15 protein-coding genes are annotated in these 16,837 nt (G+C 43.8%); 10 read left to right on the top strand and 5 right to left on the bottom strand.

The features are described from left to right. Nucleotides 1-104 precede the first annotated feature (104 nt). From BUB08_RS11250 to pyrF, 5 genes are all read left to right on the top strand, one after another. The gene (locus tag BUB08_RS11250) at nt 105-1,448 is read left to right on the top strand and encodes a Gfo/Idh/MocA family protein (protein WP_073001828.1); all 1,344 of its coding nucleotides are present in this window, start codon (nt 105-107) and stop codon (nt 1,446-1,448) included. 25 nt (nt 1,449-1,473) lie between these two features. Continuing rightward, nucleotides 1,474-2,178, top strand: a complete 705-nt coding sequence (locus BUB08_RS11255) for a 3-keto-disaccharide hydrolase (protein WP_073001830.1) — start codon at nt 1,474-1,476, stop codon at nt 2,176-2,178. Nucleotides 2,179-2,342: 164 nt separating this feature from the next. Beyond that, on the top strand, nt 2,343-3,512 hold the full coding sequence (locus BUB08_RS11260; RefSeq protein WP_073001832.1) for an AIR synthase related protein: 1,170 nt from the start codon (nt 2,343-2,345) through the stop codon (nt 3,510-3,512). Nucleotides 3,513-3,596: 84 nt separating this feature from the next. Next, on the top strand, nt 3,597-4,682 hold the full coding sequence (prfA, locus tag BUB08_RS11265; protein ID WP_073001834.1) for a peptide chain release factor 1: 1,086 nt from the start codon (nt 3,597-3,599) through the stop codon (nt 4,680-4,682). A 51-nt stretch (nt 4,683-4,733) separates the two neighbouring features. Then, nucleotides 4,734-5,564 (top strand): orotidine-5'-phosphate decarboxylase, encoded by an 831-nt coding sequence (gene pyrF / locus BUB08_RS11270; protein ID WP_073001836.1) that lies wholly within the window; start codon nt 4,734-4,736, stop codon nt 5,562-5,564. 65 nt (nt 5,565-5,629) lie between these two features. Here the strand turns inward: pyrF and BUB08_RS11275 are convergent, their stop codons facing one another. Next, the gene (locus BUB08_RS11275; protein ID WP_073001838.1) at nt 5,630-6,976 is read right to left on the bottom strand and encodes an NAD(P)/FAD-dependent oxidoreductase; all 1,347 of its coding nucleotides are present in this window, start codon (nt 6,974-6,976) and stop codon (nt 5,630-5,632) included. Between the two features lie 708 nt (nt 6,977-7,684). Further along, nucleotides 7,685-8,551 carry an AraC family transcriptional regulator gene (locus BUB08_RS11285; protein ID WP_073001842.1) on the bottom strand — a complete coding sequence of 289 codons (867 nt, stop codon included), beginning with the start codon at nt 8,549-8,551 and terminating at the stop codon, nt 7,685-7,687. A gap of 110 nt (nt 8,552-8,661) precedes the next feature. On the opposite strand from BUB08_RS11285, the gene BUB08_RS11290 reads away from it, so the two are divergent. From BUB08_RS11290 to BUB08_RS11305, 4 genes are all read left to right on the top strand, one after another. Further along, nucleotides 8,662-9,705: a uroporphyrinogen decarboxylase family protein gene (locus BUB08_RS11290; protein WP_073001844.1), complete on the top strand. Its 1,044-nt coding sequence runs from the start codon at nt 8,662-8,664 to the stop codon at nt 9,703-9,705. Nucleotides 9,706-9,717: 12 nt separating this feature from the next. Beyond that, nucleotides 9,718-10,962 (top strand): DUF6807 domain-containing protein, encoded by a 1,245-nt coding sequence (locus tag BUB08_RS11295; RefSeq protein WP_217651606.1) that lies wholly within the window; start codon nt 9,718-9,720, stop codon nt 10,960-10,962. Nucleotides 10,963-11,044: 82 nt separating this feature from the next. Continuing rightward, nucleotides 11,045-11,938, top strand: coding sequence for a DUF6807 domain-containing protein (locus tag BUB08_RS11300; RefSeq protein WP_073001846.1), 894 nt, complete (start codon nt 11,045-11,047; stop codon nt 11,936-11,938). Between the two features lie 76 nt (nt 11,939-12,014). Continuing rightward, nucleotides 12,015-13,388, top strand: coding sequence for a Gfo/Idh/MocA family protein (locus BUB08_RS11305; RefSeq protein WP_073001848.1), 1,374 nt, complete (start codon nt 12,015-12,017; stop codon nt 13,386-13,388). Nucleotides 13,389-13,519: 131 nt separating this feature from the next. On the opposite strand, the gene BUB08_RS11310 is transcribed toward BUB08_RS11305, so the two are convergent. The 3 genes from BUB08_RS11310 to BUB08_RS11320 are packed head-to-tail and all read right to left on the bottom strand — an operon-like array spanning nt 13,520 to nt 16,201. Then, nucleotides 13,520-14,383: a cation diffusion facilitator family transporter gene (locus BUB08_RS11310; protein WP_083570724.1), complete on the bottom strand. Its 864-nt coding sequence runs from the start codon at nt 14,381-14,383 to the stop codon at nt 13,520-13,522. Between the two features lie 32 nt (nt 14,384-14,415). Further along, on the bottom strand, nt 14,416-15,135 hold the full coding sequence (locus BUB08_RS11315) for a LytR/AlgR family response regulator transcription factor (protein ID WP_073001850.1): 720 nt from the start codon (nt 15,133-15,135) through the stop codon (nt 14,416-14,418). A gap of 1 nt (nt 15,136) precedes the next feature. Continuing rightward, entirely contained in the window at nt 15,137-16,201 is a 1,065-nt protein-coding gene (locus tag BUB08_RS11320) for a sensor histidine kinase (protein ID WP_083570725.1), read from the bottom strand. A 228-nt stretch (nt 16,202-16,429) separates the two neighbouring features. Between BUB08_RS11320 and BUB08_RS11325 the strand changes: the two genes are divergently transcribed. After that, nucleotides 16,430-16,813 (top strand): MotA/TolQ/ExbB proton channel family protein, encoded by a 384-nt coding sequence (locus BUB08_RS11325; protein ID WP_175549995.1) that lies wholly within the window; start codon nt 16,430-16,432, stop codon nt 16,811-16,813. The last annotated feature ends 24 nt before the right edge of the window (nt 16,814-16,837 follow it).

The raw sequence follows: 16,837 nt of genomic DNA on the forward strand, positions 1-16,837 counted from the left end.
AACTAATCGATTTTTGACGGATTTTCAAAAGTAGAATGTTTTTGATAAATTAGCAGAATCTATTCAATATTTTATTCGATACCAAATTGTAACGTGTTATTATTATGAAAAGTAAGCCTGGAATTGATCGCAGGGGATTCATCACAAAAACAGCGCTTGGAACCATTGGCGCAGCCGGATTTTTAACCTCTTGTTCCGGCACAGGTTCAAAAAAAGCAGAAGTTCAGCTTCCGAAGTTATTAAATCAGGCGCCCGACGGCAAAGTCATAAAAGCAGGGCTGATTGGCTGCGGAGGACGCGGAACAGGCGCGGCAATTAATTTTCTGGATGCCGGCCCAAATTTGCAAATTGTGGCTTTGGGCGACGTTTTTCAGGATAAAATAGACAACTGCAGAGCAAAGCTGAAAGAAGAAAGAAACGTTGAAATTGCAGACGAAAAATGTTTTATCGGGTTCGACGCTTACGAAAAAGTAATCGATTCGGGTGTAGACATGGTACTGCTTTGTACGCCGCCCCATTTTCGCCCGGCACACGTTGAGGCCGCAGTAAATGCGCGGAAACACATTTTTATGGAAAAACCAATTGCCGTTGACCCGGTTGGTGCAAGGTCGGTTCTGGCTTCAGCAAAAAAAGCAGAAGCTGCCGGGCTGAGCATGGTCAGCGGTACAATTCGCCGTGTTCAGAAAGATTATATGGAAACGCAACGAAGAGTGGTCAACGGGCAAATCGGGGAAATTACAGGCGCCAGTATTATCAGAAATGGCGGCGCGCTGTGGTATCGCTCCCGCCAACCCCAATGGACCGACATGGAATACATGCTGCGTAACTGGGTAAATTTCTGCTGGCTTTCAGGCGATCATATCACAGAACAATTTATTCACGAAATTGACGTAATGAACTGGCACGTTGATAAAATTCCGGTTCGCGCAGTAGGCTGGGGCGGACGCCAACGCAGGGTTACCGGCGACCAGTACGACTTTTTCAGTATTGAATATGAATACGACAACGGAATGCGGACTCACTGTGCTGCCCGCCAGATAAACGGGTGCACCAATAAAAAAGTTGAGCAAATAAACGGAACAAAAGGGTATGCCGATGCTGCCGGAAAATTGTACGATTTGCAAGGCAATGTTATTTGGGAATATCCCTATCCGGAAGAAGGTGACACCGCTTCGGAATGGAATGTAACCAATCCGTTCGTGCAGGAACACATTAACCTGGTCACTTCTATCCGCACCGGAAAACCATTCAGCGATGCGATTGCTCAGGTAAATTCCACATTAATTACCATTATGGGGCGAATTTCAGCCTACACAGGAAAAGATGTTACCTGGGAAGAACTGATGAATTCTGATTTGTACCTCGGCCCAAAAACCTATGCATTTGGACCGGTTCCGGGCATTCCCGAGGAATTTCCTTTGGCAGGTGTTCCCAATACGGCAAGCTGATTTTTTTAACTAAAAACCTTATCCCATGCGAAAACCAATTGTTCTTTTATGCCTGCTTGTTGCAGCATTTAGTTTTAATATTTCTGCACAGAAACTTGTAGCAAAATTTGGCAAAGAAGTGCCTTGGCAAAATGTACTCGATAACTCAGATGTGGCCGGCAATACAGTAAGCTGGATGCAGGTAAATACCGAACCGGAAACCTGGAAAGTTGATGGTGAAGTTTTAATTTGCTCCGGGTTGCCAATCGGGGTCATCCGCAGCGAAAAAGAGTACGAAAACTTTATTATGCACATCGAGTGGCGGCATATGGAAGCAGGAGGAAATTCGGGCACATTTGTATGGAGCAAAGCCATTCCCGGCGATAACCGTTTGCCCGATGGCGTGGAAGTGCAGATGCTGGAGCTCGATTGGGTAAACCAGAATATGCGCAATGGAGAAAAACCGCCAATAGCTTATGTACATGGCGAATTGTTTGGTGTTGGAGGCGTTGAAATAGTGCCCGACAATCCTCGCGGAAAACGAAGTAAATCAATAGAAAACCGATGCAAAGGCAAAGGGGAATGGAACACGTATGATGTGGTTTGTGTTGACGGCACCGTAAAACTCTCGGTAAACGGGAAGTTTGTAAACGGAATCAGCCAATCTTCCCAGAAAAAAGGCTTTATCTGCCTGGAAGCTGAAGGAGCAGAAATTCAATTCAGAAATATAAAGATTGTTAAATTGCCGTAAATACCGCTTTGCAACGCAAAAAAAGGAGAGGCTGCCTCGTGAATAAGTTCAGAGACAGCCTTTCCTCTTATTAAATCAACTCCATAAACCACAACGCTTTCTCCGGACTACCCATATATGAGCAGATTTTGTTAATTTTGTCACCGCAAAACCGGATTAATTAAATGGTTACTGAATCGAGATACAACGCAAGAGGAGTTTCGGCATCGAAAGAGGATGTACACGAAGCGATAAAGAATGTGGACAAAGGGCTTTTTCCAAAAGCTTTTTGCAAAATTGTGCCAGATATTCTTGGGAATGACCCCGACTGGTGTAATATTATGCACGCCGACGGAGCCGGTACCAAATCGGCGCTGGCCTACCTGTACTGGAAAGAAACCGGCGACCTTTCTGTCTGGAAAGGTATTGCACAAGACGCCCTGATAATGAATCTGGATGATCTGCTTTGTGTTGGGGCTACCGACAATATCCTGGTCTCATCCACCATCGGGCGGAACAAAAACAACATTCCCGGCGAAGTAATTGCCGCCATTATTAACGGCACCGAAGAGTTACTTGCTTCGCTTCGCGAAATGGGCATCAGCATTTACTCCACCGGTGGCGAAACTGCCGATGTTGGAGATCTGGTGCGGACAATCATTGTTGATTCTACCGTAACCTGCCGGATGAAACGGACAGATGTAATTTCTGCCGATAAAATTTCTGCCGGCGATGTTATTGTCGGGCTATCATCGTCTGGCCAGGCAACATACGAACAAGCCTACAACGGAGGCATGGGAAGTAACGGGCTGACCTCGGCACGGCATGATGTTTTTGCTAAATACCTTGCTGAAAAATATCCTGAAAGCTTCGACCCCGAAGTTCCGTCAGATTTGGTTTATTCGGGCAAATGCCGCTTAACCGACAAAATTAACGGCCTCGGCATCGACGCCGGGAAATTGGTTTTGTCGCCCACACGCACTTACGCGCCGGTTATAAAAAAAGTACTGGACAAATTCAGAAATCAGATTTCGGGAATGATTCACTGCTCCGGAGGTGCGCAAACCAAAGTGCTGCATTTTGTAGACAATGTTCATGTAATAAAAAATAACATGTTTCCGGTGCCTCCGCTGTTTCAGCTTATTCAGGAACAATCGGGAACCGGATGGAAAGAGATGTACAAGGTTTTCAACATGGGACACCGGTTCGAAATTTATACAAAAAAAGAAATTGCGGAAGAGATTATTTCCATCTCAAAATCGTTTAATATCGATGCTCAAATTATTGGGCAGGTAGAGCCCCACAAAGGCAAAAAGCTCACCATTGAGTCCGACAAAGGGACATACTTTTATTAGCTCCTTCAAAATAAATTCCCCAACACAACACATAGAAATTCAAAAACATATCGCAATTGCGAAAAGAAAAAGGAGAAATAAAAAATGGCAGAATATACATTACTCGAAAAATACGAATCAGTTAAACACCGGTTTGAAGAAGTTCAGCAGCAAATTACCGATCCGGAAGTAATTTCGGATATGAAACGTTACGTAAAACTTAACCAGGAATACAAAAGCCTGGAGAAACTGGTGGCTATTTTCAAAGACTATAAAAATCTGGTTGACAATATTGAGTCGGGAAAAGAGATACTGGACGAAGAATCTGATCCGGAATTGCGCGAAATGGCCCGCGAAGAGATGGAAATGGCCGAAGAACTGATTCCTCAAAAAGAAAAAGAAATTAAATTTTTGTTGGTTCCTGCCGATCCGGAAGACGGCAAAAATGCTATTCTGGAAATCCGTGCCGGAACAGGTGGTGACGAAGCCAGTATTTTTGCAGGAGACCTGTTTCGTATGTATTCAAAATTTTGTGAAAAAAAGGGATGGCGGCTTGAAGTAACTCACCTCAACGAAGGAACGGCCGGCGGATACAAAGAGATTGTGGCAAAAGTTTCGGGTGAAGGTGTTTACGGAATTTTGAAATACGAATCGGGAGTACACCGCGTGCAACGGGTGCCACAAACCGAAACCCAGGGCCGCGTGCACACTTCGGCAGCAACAGTGGCTGTTTTGCCCGAAGCAGAGGAATTTGACGTGGAACTGAAAGAATCTGATATACGAAAAGATACTTACTGCTCATCGGGTCCGGGTGGACAATCGGTAAACACCACCTACTCGGCCATCCGGCTGACGCATATTCCTACCGGAATTGTGGTAACCTGCCAGGATGAGAAATCGCAGCTGAAAAACCTGGCCAAGGCCATGTCTGAGCTTCGAACCAGAATTTACAACATGGAGTACCAAAAGTACATCGACGAAATTTCGTCGAAACGTAAAACCATGGTTTCCACAGGCGACCGCTCGGCAAAAATCCGTACTTACAACTGGCCGCAAGGAAGGGTTACTGACCACCGGATAAACCTGACACTTTACAACCTGCAGGCAATCATCAATGGCGAAATAGACGAAATTATTGAAAAGCTGATGATTGAAGAAAACGCAGAAAAAATGAAAGAAGCCGAAATTTAAATCAGTGAAACACGCATTCCGCAATTTTTCCTTTCACTATAAATAAAGAACATGAACCGTCAACAACTTTTTGAACAGATACAGAAAAAACGCAGTTTTCTATGCGTAGGATTAGATACCGATGTGCTGAAAATCCCAAAACATTTAACGGGAGAGGAAGACCCGGTGTTTTCTTTTAACAAAGAGATTGTTGACGCCACTGCTGCTTTTTCGGTAGCATACAAACCCAACCTTGCTTTTTACGAGAGTTTAGGCTGGCAGGGCTGGCAAAGCCTCGAAAAAACAGTGAAGTACATACGGGAAAAATACCCTGAAATATTTTTGATTGCCGATGCCAAACGCGGAGATATTGGCAACACATCCAGCCTGTATGCCCGGGCTTTTTTCGAAAAACTGGACTTTGACGCAGTAACAGTTGCTCCATACATGGGAGAAGACTCTGTAAAACCATTTATGAATTACGCCAACAAATGGGTGATTTTGCTTGCGCTTACGTCCAACAAAGGCGCCTTCGATTTTCAGTTTATTCGGGATGACAAAACCGGAAACCCGCTTTTTGAAACGGTTTTAACAACTTCGCAGAACTGGGGAACCGCAGAAAACCTGATGTACGTGGTTGGCGCCACCAAAGCCGAAAAGCTGAAAGAAATAAGGGAAATAACACCTGACCATTTTCTGCTTGTACCCGGGGTGGGCGCACAGGGCGGCAGTTTGCAGGAAGTGGCAAAAAATGGGATGAACAGCCAATGCGGATTACTGGTTAATTCTTCGCGCGGAATTATTTACGCTTCTGCAAATGAAGATTTTGCCGAAAGAGCCGGCGAAGCAGCCCGCACCATTCAGCAGGAAATGGACATGCTACTCAAAGAAAAAGGCCTGTAAAAACAGACCTCAATCTCCATATTTCTTCTACTATTTAAGTGTTAAAGGGGGATTTATGTTTGTATTTACATCAGCCCTTTTAACATGCCGTGGTAATACATGGGTTTTAACCCGTGAACCTTAAGCATCCACCACATTCCGCGCTCAATCCCGGGATCGATAAATGGAATTGTTGGCATCAACTCTTTACCGTAACCAAATTCGCACATCAACACTTTCCCATATTCGGTAACAATGGGGCATGCAGAATAGCCGTTATATTTTTCTACAGGTTCTTTACCTTCCATTATCGAAACCAGGTTTGCTGCTGCAACCGGCGCCTGCATACGAATTGCCGCACCTGTTTTACTGGTACCCAGTCCGGCTACATCTCCAAGCACAATTATGTTTTTGTATTTGGTCTGAATTAATGTTTCGTTATCCACATCTACCCAGCCGTTGTGCCTCAATTCGCCTTCAGTAATAACCAACGACGAATTTCGAACAAACCCGGGAGTTCTCATGGGCGGAGTAAAATGCAGAAAATCGTAATCAACAGTTACCAATTTTGAATTTTCATCAATCGGAAGACGTGCGCGTGTTGGTTCTTCAACCTGCTGAAATACGGCTTTCCTGGCCGATGTATCAACCGATACGAGCCGGTGTTTATAATGAGTTTTCACACCTCGCTCGTCATAAATTTCCTGCAGCCGATCGCCAAAAACTTTCGGAGTCATTAAATTGGTAGAGTTACAGAAATAATCCATCTGAAAGCCTTCCCGCATGTCATGGCGTTGCAGATAATCTTCAGTAATAAGGCAAATTTTCTTGGGTGCCCCGCCACATTTCAGCTTGGTGTAAGTATCAGTAAAAACCAACTTTCCCTCTTTGGTCTCCGGCAGCTTAACCAATGCGTCGTGGCATTTTATGGCGCCTTCGTAATCGTAGATACAATGCACGCCGTTTTGTCCCAGCATCCCTCTCGAAATACCTTCAATCTGGTTAAAATCCATTTCACACCCGGGGACCAATACCAGAAAGTCGTAATTAACTTTTCCGTTTTCTCCGGTAATCACATAATTGTTGTCTGGATTTAGTTCCAGCACCCTGTCTTTCATCCATTTTACGTTTTTGGGGATGAGGCTTTTGGTGGGTTTCTGTATCTCTTCGGGGGTAAAATTCCCCGATGCGATCAATGTATATCCGGGCTGGTAATGGTGAATTTCGTTGGGCTCGATGATGGTGATATCATCGTATCTCAGTTTGTCCGACAGATACGCGGCCATGGTAATACCGGCAGCGCCTCCCCCAACAATTACGATTTTTCCTTTTACCTTGCTCTCCGACAAAAAGTCGTATGCCCTTTCGGCCACTATTAAGCCACCCAGGCCTAAAGCACCGGACACAATAAATTTTCTCCTATTAATTGTCATCTTTTTTTGATTTATTAATTGGGTTGATATAGGTTTTAAAATGCGGCAGCAAGGTTAGTGCTTTTTTAAGCAAAAAAAAAATTAAAACTCGACAGAAATGAAAAAAAATTCACACAAACTTAAAGCACTAAAAAAGCGCCAGCACCATTGAATTCTGTAACGAATACAACAGTGCTGTGCATTACTCTAATACGTTAAGAAAAAAGATATTTCTTTTCTCCGCTTCTTTTGCTCAGAGGACTTCTGAACTGGATGGATTTTTTTGTTTTGGGTAATTTTGAAGTAGAACAGCCACATCGCTCTTCCGGTAACTGCCTGCAACCGAAGGCCAACTTCTGTATTCAAAAGTCTCCTTGATGGAAGCTGCAAAAAACGCCTCATTTTGAAGCTTCTGTTCAGGTAATCTGAACCCGACATTCAGCATTTTTGTCCTCAGCTTTCAGTTGTATAAATTGCTCATCTGCCGTTATATATTCATTACTTTGTAATGTAAGAAATACAAAAAAAAGTTCATAAAAATATTAAAATACGATGTGGAAGTTTTCTTCAAAGAAACTCTTCCATTACAAACCCAAAGAGAGAGAGTAGAGAGAGAACAGGAGATAGAAATTCGATGCTTAAAAACTGCTGCAACATTTTGCAGTAGTTTTTTTTGTTTATACATACCACTTAATATTCTTTATGAACGTTCAAATCTGCCTGTATAAATCACTCATGAAATTTCTGGAAATACGCTGTCGGGGTCATTTTGGCCAGCCGCTTAAAAGTGCGGTTAAAATTCGACAAATTATTAAATCCACACTCGAAGCAAACCTGCGAAACCGAAAGTTTGCCTTCAATCAGCAGTTTACACGCATAACTTATGCGCAAATCAGTTATATATGCGGTGAGCGATTTCCCGGTTTTCTCTTTAAAAAAACGACAAAATGCCGATGGATGCAAATGTGCAATTTCAGCAACTTGTTCAAGCTCAACTTTCTGCTGGTACCTGGTGGTTAAAAAATGCAACACCCTGGTCAGGCGGTCATCCGTAAAATCATGCCTCTGCAAATTGTACAACTCTCCCGCCAGCAACCTGTAATCCTGCGCTTTGGCCAATTCCTGCAAAAATTGCAACAGCAAAATCACCTGTTCAAATCCTGAACTTTGTGCAATGTTTACGATCTGTGCGGCCACTTTTTCAGAAAAAAGAGAAGAAAAACGAATCCCGCGTGACGACCGGTCAAGCAACTCCTTTATTGCTCTAAACTCGGGGTATTCAAACAGCGACTCACGAAACAAATCGTCGGGAAACTGAATTACAATGTAATTTATTTTTTCTTCGCTGTTTGGTGAATGATACTTTTCGTCGCTTCTCCAAAAGTGAGGCAGGTTGCTACCCAGCATGGCAAGGTCGCCCGCATTAAACTGCTCAATGTTGTCAGCTACAAAGCTGGTTCCCGAACCTTCTATAATGTACAAAATCTCATATTCGCTATGAAAGTGCCACGGATACGTAAAATGAGGCATTTTCCGCCATTTCACTTTCATGGCCGCACGCAACGGAAAATCAATATACTCCTGCATCACTTTCATAGGTTTCAATATTAGCAAAAATGCTAATTCAGTACAAATCCTTGTTAAAAAAATACTGTCAAATAATTTATGTAAATCCTAATTTTGGAAACAGGAATCAATCAAAAACTATGACAAATCAACAATGGCAACTATTGCTGGAAACTGTGCGGGGGAAAACACCTGAAAAACCCGTAACAGGATTTATAATCGACAGTCCCTGGATTCCGGGATGGGCCGGAGTAAAAATCCTCCAGTTCTATTCTTCGGAAGAAGTTTGGTTTCAGGCCAACAAAAAAGTTATCGAAACATTTCCCGACATTATTTTCCTCCCTGGCTTTTGGTCTGAATTTGGAATGTGCACAGAGCCTTCAGCTTTTGGAGCCAAAATGATTTGGGACGAATACAATTTACCACACGCCGGAAAAATTTTTAATGATATCTCTGAAGCCGTCACACTAAAAGCTCCCAACCCAAAAACTGACGGACTGTTGCCATTTGTTATTCAACGCCTGCAGAACTACCAGAAACCTATGATGGAGATGGGACACGAAGTGAAATTTGCTGTTGCTCGCGGCCCGCTGAACATTGCATCTTTTTTAATGGGAACCACCGAACTTATGATGAGTTTTATGATGAATCCGAAAGAAAGCCATCAACTGCTGGAGACTATCACTCAATTCATCATTAACTGGTTGCTGCATCAAAAAGAAACCTTCCCGACTATAGAAGGAATTTTCGTGCTCGACGACATTGTTGGCTTTGTTGGCGACGACGAGTGCAGGGAATTTGCAATACCTTATTTTAAACGAATTTTCAACGCATTCGATTCCAACCTAAACTTTTTCCACAACGACGCCCACGGATTAGTTTCGGCTCCCCACCTGAAAGAAATGGGTGTACACTTGTTTAACTTCAGTTTTGAACATAGCCTGAAAGAGATTCGGGAACTGGCCGGTGCCGATATAGCGCTAATCGGGAACCTGCCGCCCCGCGACGTTCTTGCCACGGAAACACCGGAACAAGTTCAGGTCGAAACCCGTAAAATGGTACAAAGTTTTGGCGATAAAAACCGGATTATCTGGTCATGCGGCGGCGGAATGCCACCAAATGTTTCCACCGAAAATATCAGGGCTTTTAAAAATACGATTAATGAAGTAGTTCCAACACTATAAATTTTTCACAACATGAAACTAAAACTGCTTACCCTAATGATTTTGGCTTCTTCTCATCTCGTTTCCCAGGAGTTGGCCAAGTTTACCGTTCAGGTTGAAAAGGAGCTGATTGATGCTCCGGTTTCGCTTGTTCTCGACGGGCTAAACTACAATACAGATAGCGGAGATTTGTTGCTTTTTGAAGTTGATGAAAACGGCGAAACACCTATCCCCTCACAGCTGGAAACAGGCCACTCGGCAAAGCTCTGGTTTATTATGAAAGGAGTTTCTGCAAAGAACTCAAAACGCAATTTCATTTTAAAAACAGAAAAAAACACAGATTTCCAACAGCCTGGAGTCAGGATACAAAAAAAACACAAAGACCTCAGCTTGCTTTTTAATGAAAAACCGGTTTTAAGTTACCGTTTTGAGACCACGTTCCCGCCCGAAGGAGTTAATCCGTTATACAAACGCTCCGGGTTCATTCACCCGTTGTGGTCACCGAAAGGCGAAGTTTTGTCTCGCATTCAGGCGCCCGATCACTATCATCATTACGGCATTTGGGGCCCGTGGACACTAACACACATTGACGACCGCGAAGTGGATTTCTGGAACCTTGCCAAAGGACAAGGAACGGTAAAGTTCAAATCATTTTTAGCCGAAGTTGAAGGAGAAATTTTCAGTGGTTTTAAGGCTCTTCAGCAGCACATCGATTTTGGCGGGCAGGGAGAAGACCAGGTTGCCATGAACGAAATTCTGGATGTGAGGGCCTGGAACATCTCAGAAAAAGTCTGGGTTATTGATTATACTACCTCGCTAAACAGCCCTCTCCCCAATGGAATTATGCTTAACGCCTACCGATATGGCGGAGGAATCGGCTTCCGCGCTACAGAAAAATGGCACAAAAACAACTGCTCGGTACTTACTTCCGAAGGAAAAAGCCGCGCCGATGCCGACGGTTCGTTAGCCCGCTGGTGCATTGTTGAAGGCGAATCAGACACCGACGAAGGCCGTTCCGGAATACTTTTTTTAAGTCACCCGTCAAACCGGATGCACCCCGAGCCGATGCGGGTTTGGCCACTGAATGCCAACGAGGACAGGGGCGACATGTATTTTGAGTTTGTTCCTATACGATACGAAGACTGGAAACTGGAGCCACTACACAGCTATACATTGAAATACAGAATGATTGTTTTCGACGGAGAAATGAATGCCGAAACCGCTGAAAAGTACTGGAACAGTTTTTCATCAATGCCAAAAATAGAAATTAAAAAATAGCAAAATGATGCTACATGAAGTGAGCATGTTATTCAACCTCATGCAAATTCCATGTGGTAAAAAAGAATAAAAATTCAAACAAATGAGAAGGTTACAACTAATTATTATTGTGTGCATTGCTTTTATTGGAACGTCCGCAGCACAACCAAAAGTCACGGCAGAAAAAGTCGGCGACAAAATCGAATTCAGGGTTGACGGAAATTTATTTACCAGCTACATCCTTTCTGAATTTGAGAAATACCCGTTCTTTTTTCCGGTAAACGGCCCGTCAAAAGCATCGGTCACTTCCATGCGAAATGCCAATTACCCGCACCACAGTTCGCTATTTTTCGGATGCGACCGTGTGAACGGCGGCAACTGGTGGCAGGAAGGATTGGAGCGCGGACAAATTATTTCACTGCGGGCTGATATTCTTGAAACAGGAGCAGCAAAAGCCGTAGTTGAAAATGAATGCATCTGGCGCCGCCCGGGAGCTGATGCACCCATTAAAGACAAACGAAAAATTACCGTTTCGGCTCCCTCCGCCGACAAGTTCCAAATTGATTTTGACATCGTTATGGAGATGCTGGAAGATGTGACCATTGAAAAAACAAACCATTCGCTTTTTAGCGGCCGGGTTGACCCCGATTTGGCTGTGGTTAACGGAGGAACCATGATAAATGCAGAAGGAGATTCCGGCGAAAAAGGCACATTCGGAAAACGTTCAGCCTGGATGGACTATTCAGGGAAACGAATGGGAAAAACCGAAGGAATAGCTATTTTGCAACATCCTTCAAACGAATGGTTTCCGGCCCCCTGGTTCACCCGCGACTACGGATTTTTCTCGCCTACACCAATGTATTGGCCTGAAAATGGTGAAAAAACCCAACTAAAAAAAGGAGAGCAAATAAAACTGAGGTACCGGGTAATTGTGCATAGCGGAGATTACAGTGAGGCCAATATTTCCGGGGAATTCGAAAAATATAAAGAAGAATAAAAAGGCCGATTCTTAATGACGCAATTTTGTTTTCATTTCGAAAAACTAATACGAAACAATCAATAAAATTATAACAATGAAACGCAGAACATTTCTTAAAAACACCGCTGCGGCATCAGCCGGAACCTTGATAATACCGACAATAGTTCCTTCGTCGGTTTTTGGCAAAAATGCACCCAGCAACAAAATACACATTGGACAAATTGGCTGCGGGCGCATTGCACGCGTTCACGACATGCACGAAACGCTAAAGTACGATGTAGCACGCATGGTAGCAGTTTCGGATGTTGACAGCAACCGAATGGCCGACGGGAAAAAGCTGGTTGAAGATTTCTACAAAGGGAAAACCGGCAGTTCCAACCCCATAGATGTAAAAATGTATGCCGACTACAAAGACATGCTGGCCGACAAGAATATCGATGCGGTAATAATAAGTACCCCCGACCACTGGCACTCGCAGCCTGCAATTGAGGCCGCGCTGGCCGGAAAAGATATTTACCTGCAAAAACCTACGTCGCTAACCGTTGAAGAAGGGCGCCTGCTCAGCGACATTGTGCACCGGCAAGGCGTTATTCTGCAGGTAGGCACACAGCAACGGTCATCTCCACAGTTTAGGAGGGCTGCCGAACTTGTGCGCAACGGCCGGATTGGAAAAGTACACACCGTAAAAATAGGATTACCCGGCGACCCTTCCGGACCGGTTTTCGAAGCAGGGCCAATTCCCAAAAACCTGAATTTTGACATGTGGCTCGGTTCTACCCCGGAAATTGAATATAAAGAAGACCTGGTTCATCCGCAAAACGATTACAGTCGCCCGGGATGGCTTCGCCATGAAAACTACGGTGCCGGCATGATTACCGGATGGGGGCAGCACCATTACGACTCGGCAGCGTGGGGAATGGATACCGAATTTACAGGACCAATCTCGGTTGAGGCTGTTGCTCAATTCCCCAAGTCGGGCGACTGGAATGTGCATGGCGATTTTATGGTAAAACATGAATACGAAAACGGGATGACTGTTTACACAAGCGGCGGTTTTCCCAACGGAATCCGTTACGAAGGTACCGACGGGTGGATTTTCGTAACTCGTGGTGCATACCGTGCCACAGAAAGCGATCCGATTCCGGAAGGCTCAACAAAAGCGCTGGATGCCAGTAGTGAGGAAATTCTTAAATCGAAAATCGGCAAAAATGAAACGCACCTATATGTCAGCAACGAGCAACACGGAAACTGGCTCGACTGTGTCCAGTCACGCAAGCAGCCTATTTCGCCTGTTGAAATCGGGCACCGTGCGTGTACTGTTTGTCTCATCAGCCACATTGCAATGAAAATACCGGGTATTCTGCAGTGGGATCCGAAAGCCGAAAAGTTTGCAAATAACGATCTGGCCAATTCCATGTTAAGCCGGCCGCAACGATATCCTTACGGAACAAACTATGTAAAACTTTAAGAGGCTGACCGCCAAAAATCCGGCATTTTGTTCGGGATAAAAAGAGGAAAGGCAGGGGTGGCAAACAAACGTTCCTGTTTTTCCTCTCTTTTTTTAAGGAAACATTGTGTTCAAAAAGCTAAAGAAGACTACTACCACTCAATAGGCTCGGGATGAACCGTAGTATAAAACCCAAATTTCTGCATGATGGTTCTTTCCACCTTGGTACATATTTCATGTGCTTCTTCGAGGGTCATGTCGGGCGGAAGTTTTATGTGGCAACTCAGTTCGGTATGCCTTCCGTAATTATGTAAATGAATATGATGCAGGTGAAGCGGCTCATCAAAATCTTCCTGAATAGCCTTTCGAATGGAAAGCACAAGGTCGTCTGACGGGCTTTCGCCCAGCAGCGCTTTAATTTCCGTGGCAAGAATCTGATAACTTGCCCAGCCAATCATCAATGCAACAATAAAACTTAAAACAGCATCGGTCCACCAGAATGTGTTCCCCAGGGCAATACCCACCAAAATAACAACCGACGAGAGTGCATCGGTGCGATGGTGCCAGCCGTCGGCTTTCAATATGGAAGAGTCGGCTTTTTTTGCTGCCCAAAAAGCATACTGCGCCATTCCTTCTTTTACCAAAATAGAAACAATGGTGGCAACCCATGCAATAGTTCCAAAAACGGTCTGTTCCTGTGCACTAAATTTTCTAACGGCATTTATTACAAAATCGAACGCTATTAATGCAAGCAATACGCCGATAATTACAGATGCAATGTGCTCTGCTCTCCCATGTCCGAACGGATGTTCATCATCGGCAGGCTTACGCGAAATTTTACCGCCAATTAATACAATTATCGAAGATACCGAGTCGGACAGCGTGTGCCAGGCATCGGCAATCAGGGCCAGCGACCCGGTAACAACTCCCGCCCAGTATTTCAAGCCAAAAAGAACGATGTTTCCCAAAATGGAAAGCCATCCCTCGCGGTTTATGTATTTTTTACTCTCTGACATTGTATCATTTATAAACGGCAAAGGTAGTAATTCTAAGACTTGTTGCTTCCGATAAGCTTTAATAATTCCGCTTTGTAACTTCTTCCTACGGGGAGTTTTTTCTTATTTATTTCCACAAACCCGGGTCCCACCGATTCAATTTTCGGAATGGAAACAACAAAGCTCCGGTGAATTTTCAGGAAACAGCTTGCAGGCAGTATTTCAGCCAGATAGCTGAGCCTCTCTTTTGTTACTATTTTTTTGTCTTTTGTGAAGGCCATCACGTAATCGCCCAAACTTTCGAAATAAAGTATTTCGTCGAGATTTACTTTGTAGTGTTTTTTATCGGCCTTCAAAAAAATAAAGCTGGGAACCAATGGCGAACTGTCCGCCGTGATTTCAGCATTTTCAGCTTTTAAAGCCTGCAACTCCAGAAACTTACCAATGGATTTCGTGAATCGTTCGAACGAAACGGGTTTAAGCAGATAATCCACAACATTCAGTTCAAAAGCTTCGATGGCATACTCGCGGTACGCCGTGGTAAGAATTACCTGTGGAGGATGGGCAAGCGAACGGATGAAATCAACACCGGTAATTTGGGGCATCTGAATGTCACAAAACATCAAATCGATTTTTTCTGAAGACAGAACCGGCATGGCATCGAGCGCATTGTGGCATTCGGCAACAACATGAAAGCCGGCAAATGCCGCCAGGTGTTTTTTAATCACCCGAATGGCAATCGGTTCGTCATCTATAATCAGGCAGTTGTACATATTACGATTGTAGTTTCACGGTTAAAATTACAGAAAAAGCATCCTCCGCTTCGTCTATTTTTAGATTATATGTGCCGGGATAAATAAGCTCGAGACGTTTTCGAACGTTACTCAATCCAACGCCGTTGCTGCTTCCCAACCTCTTTTTCATTGCCGGATTTTTAGAATTTTCAACACGAAAAAACAACGTTCCGTTTTCTGTTTTTATATCGATATTAATAAATGCCATTCCGGGAAAATGGCTCACCCCGTGCTTAAAAGCATTTTCGATAAACGGCAGCAGAATGAGCGGAGCGATTTTCAGATCGCCCGGCGATTCCGGAAAAACGCAAGACAGCTTCAGTTTTTCGGGATACCTGATTTTTTCTATTTCAATGTAATTTTTCAGATTGGTGAGCTCTTCGGCCAATGCCACTTCCTTTTCTTCGCAACGGTATAAAATATAGTCCAAAATTTCGGAAAGCCGCAAAACCAGCTTGGGGGCCTCGTCCGATTTTTCCAACGTTAATCCGTACAAATTATTAAGCGTATTAAAAAGAAAGTGAGGATGAACCTGGGCTTTCAGCAACTTCAGCTCGGCTTCTTTTAGTTTTAGCTCCATTTTTAAACGCCGGTTGTTGAGATCGGTATTTTTCTTTTGAATCTGAAATGAGCGGCGCACCATTTTTATGGCAACCGCAATAAGAATTGTAAAATAAAGGCCAACCATTAACAGCAACCCGTCAAACGACGACGGATTCATTTTATCCGACTGGTAATTGGTAATTAAAATGAAAACACCCAGCGAAATAAGCAGTTCAATCCACATGGACACAACCAACGTGTAAAACACGAACAGCGCAAATTTGCCGTACTTTTTGGTGAACAGAAACCGGGGGATGAGAAAATAATTCAGAAAATAGGTGGTCGCTATTGACAGCGGCAGCAGCATTGAAACGAAAATAATGGTCACCGAATAATCGCGGCTGGAGCGTCCGTAGAAAACTATAAAAAAAAGATACGCCGCCAACCAGAATAGAAGGTGCATAAAAAAACGCCGGTATTTAAACTGTAGCCGCTTTATCATTACTGCAATTTACACATTCAGCAAAAATGATATCCTTTTTTGCAAAAACATTTTTTTATCGACGAACATCCACGGGGCGAGGCAGAACGACAAAAATTCTGTTCTAAAAAGCAAAGTCATTAATTTCGTGCGGCCCAAACACGATTTGATGTTGTTGGTCGACAAAATTTCCGACTCATGATTCAACCCCGTAAACTTGTTCCAATAAATAACACTAATTTTGAAATCATGAGTATACTTGCATCTCTCGTTGAAACTTACCGAACAGGAGGACCGTTGTTTATGACCATTGTAACGGCAACCGGCCTTTCAATGGTATTCTTTGCTTCAAAGTCATGTATCGCAATTTTCGCAAAAAAGAATTATTCAGGCAGGGGAATCAATTACATTCTTATGTTCGGAAGCCTCTCTTTTATACTGGGGCTTTTAGGGCAGGCCGTCGGGATGGTTGAAGCATTTGCTGCAATACAGAGGGCCGGCGACATTTCTCCGGCTCTGGTTGCAGGCGGATTGCGCGTAAGTATGATTGCGCCGTTGTACGGAATGTTTTACTTCATTATCTCCATTCCAATTTGGATGGTGCTTCGGGAAATCGTAAAACATAAAAGTTAAACGACTAATCAGTCCGTGAAAAAG

The organism is Mariniphaga anaerophila, assembly GCF_900129025.1.
Taxonomy (GTDB): Bacteria; Bacteroidota; Bacteroidia; order Bacteroidales; family Prolixibacteraceae; genus Mariniphaga; species Mariniphaga anaerophila.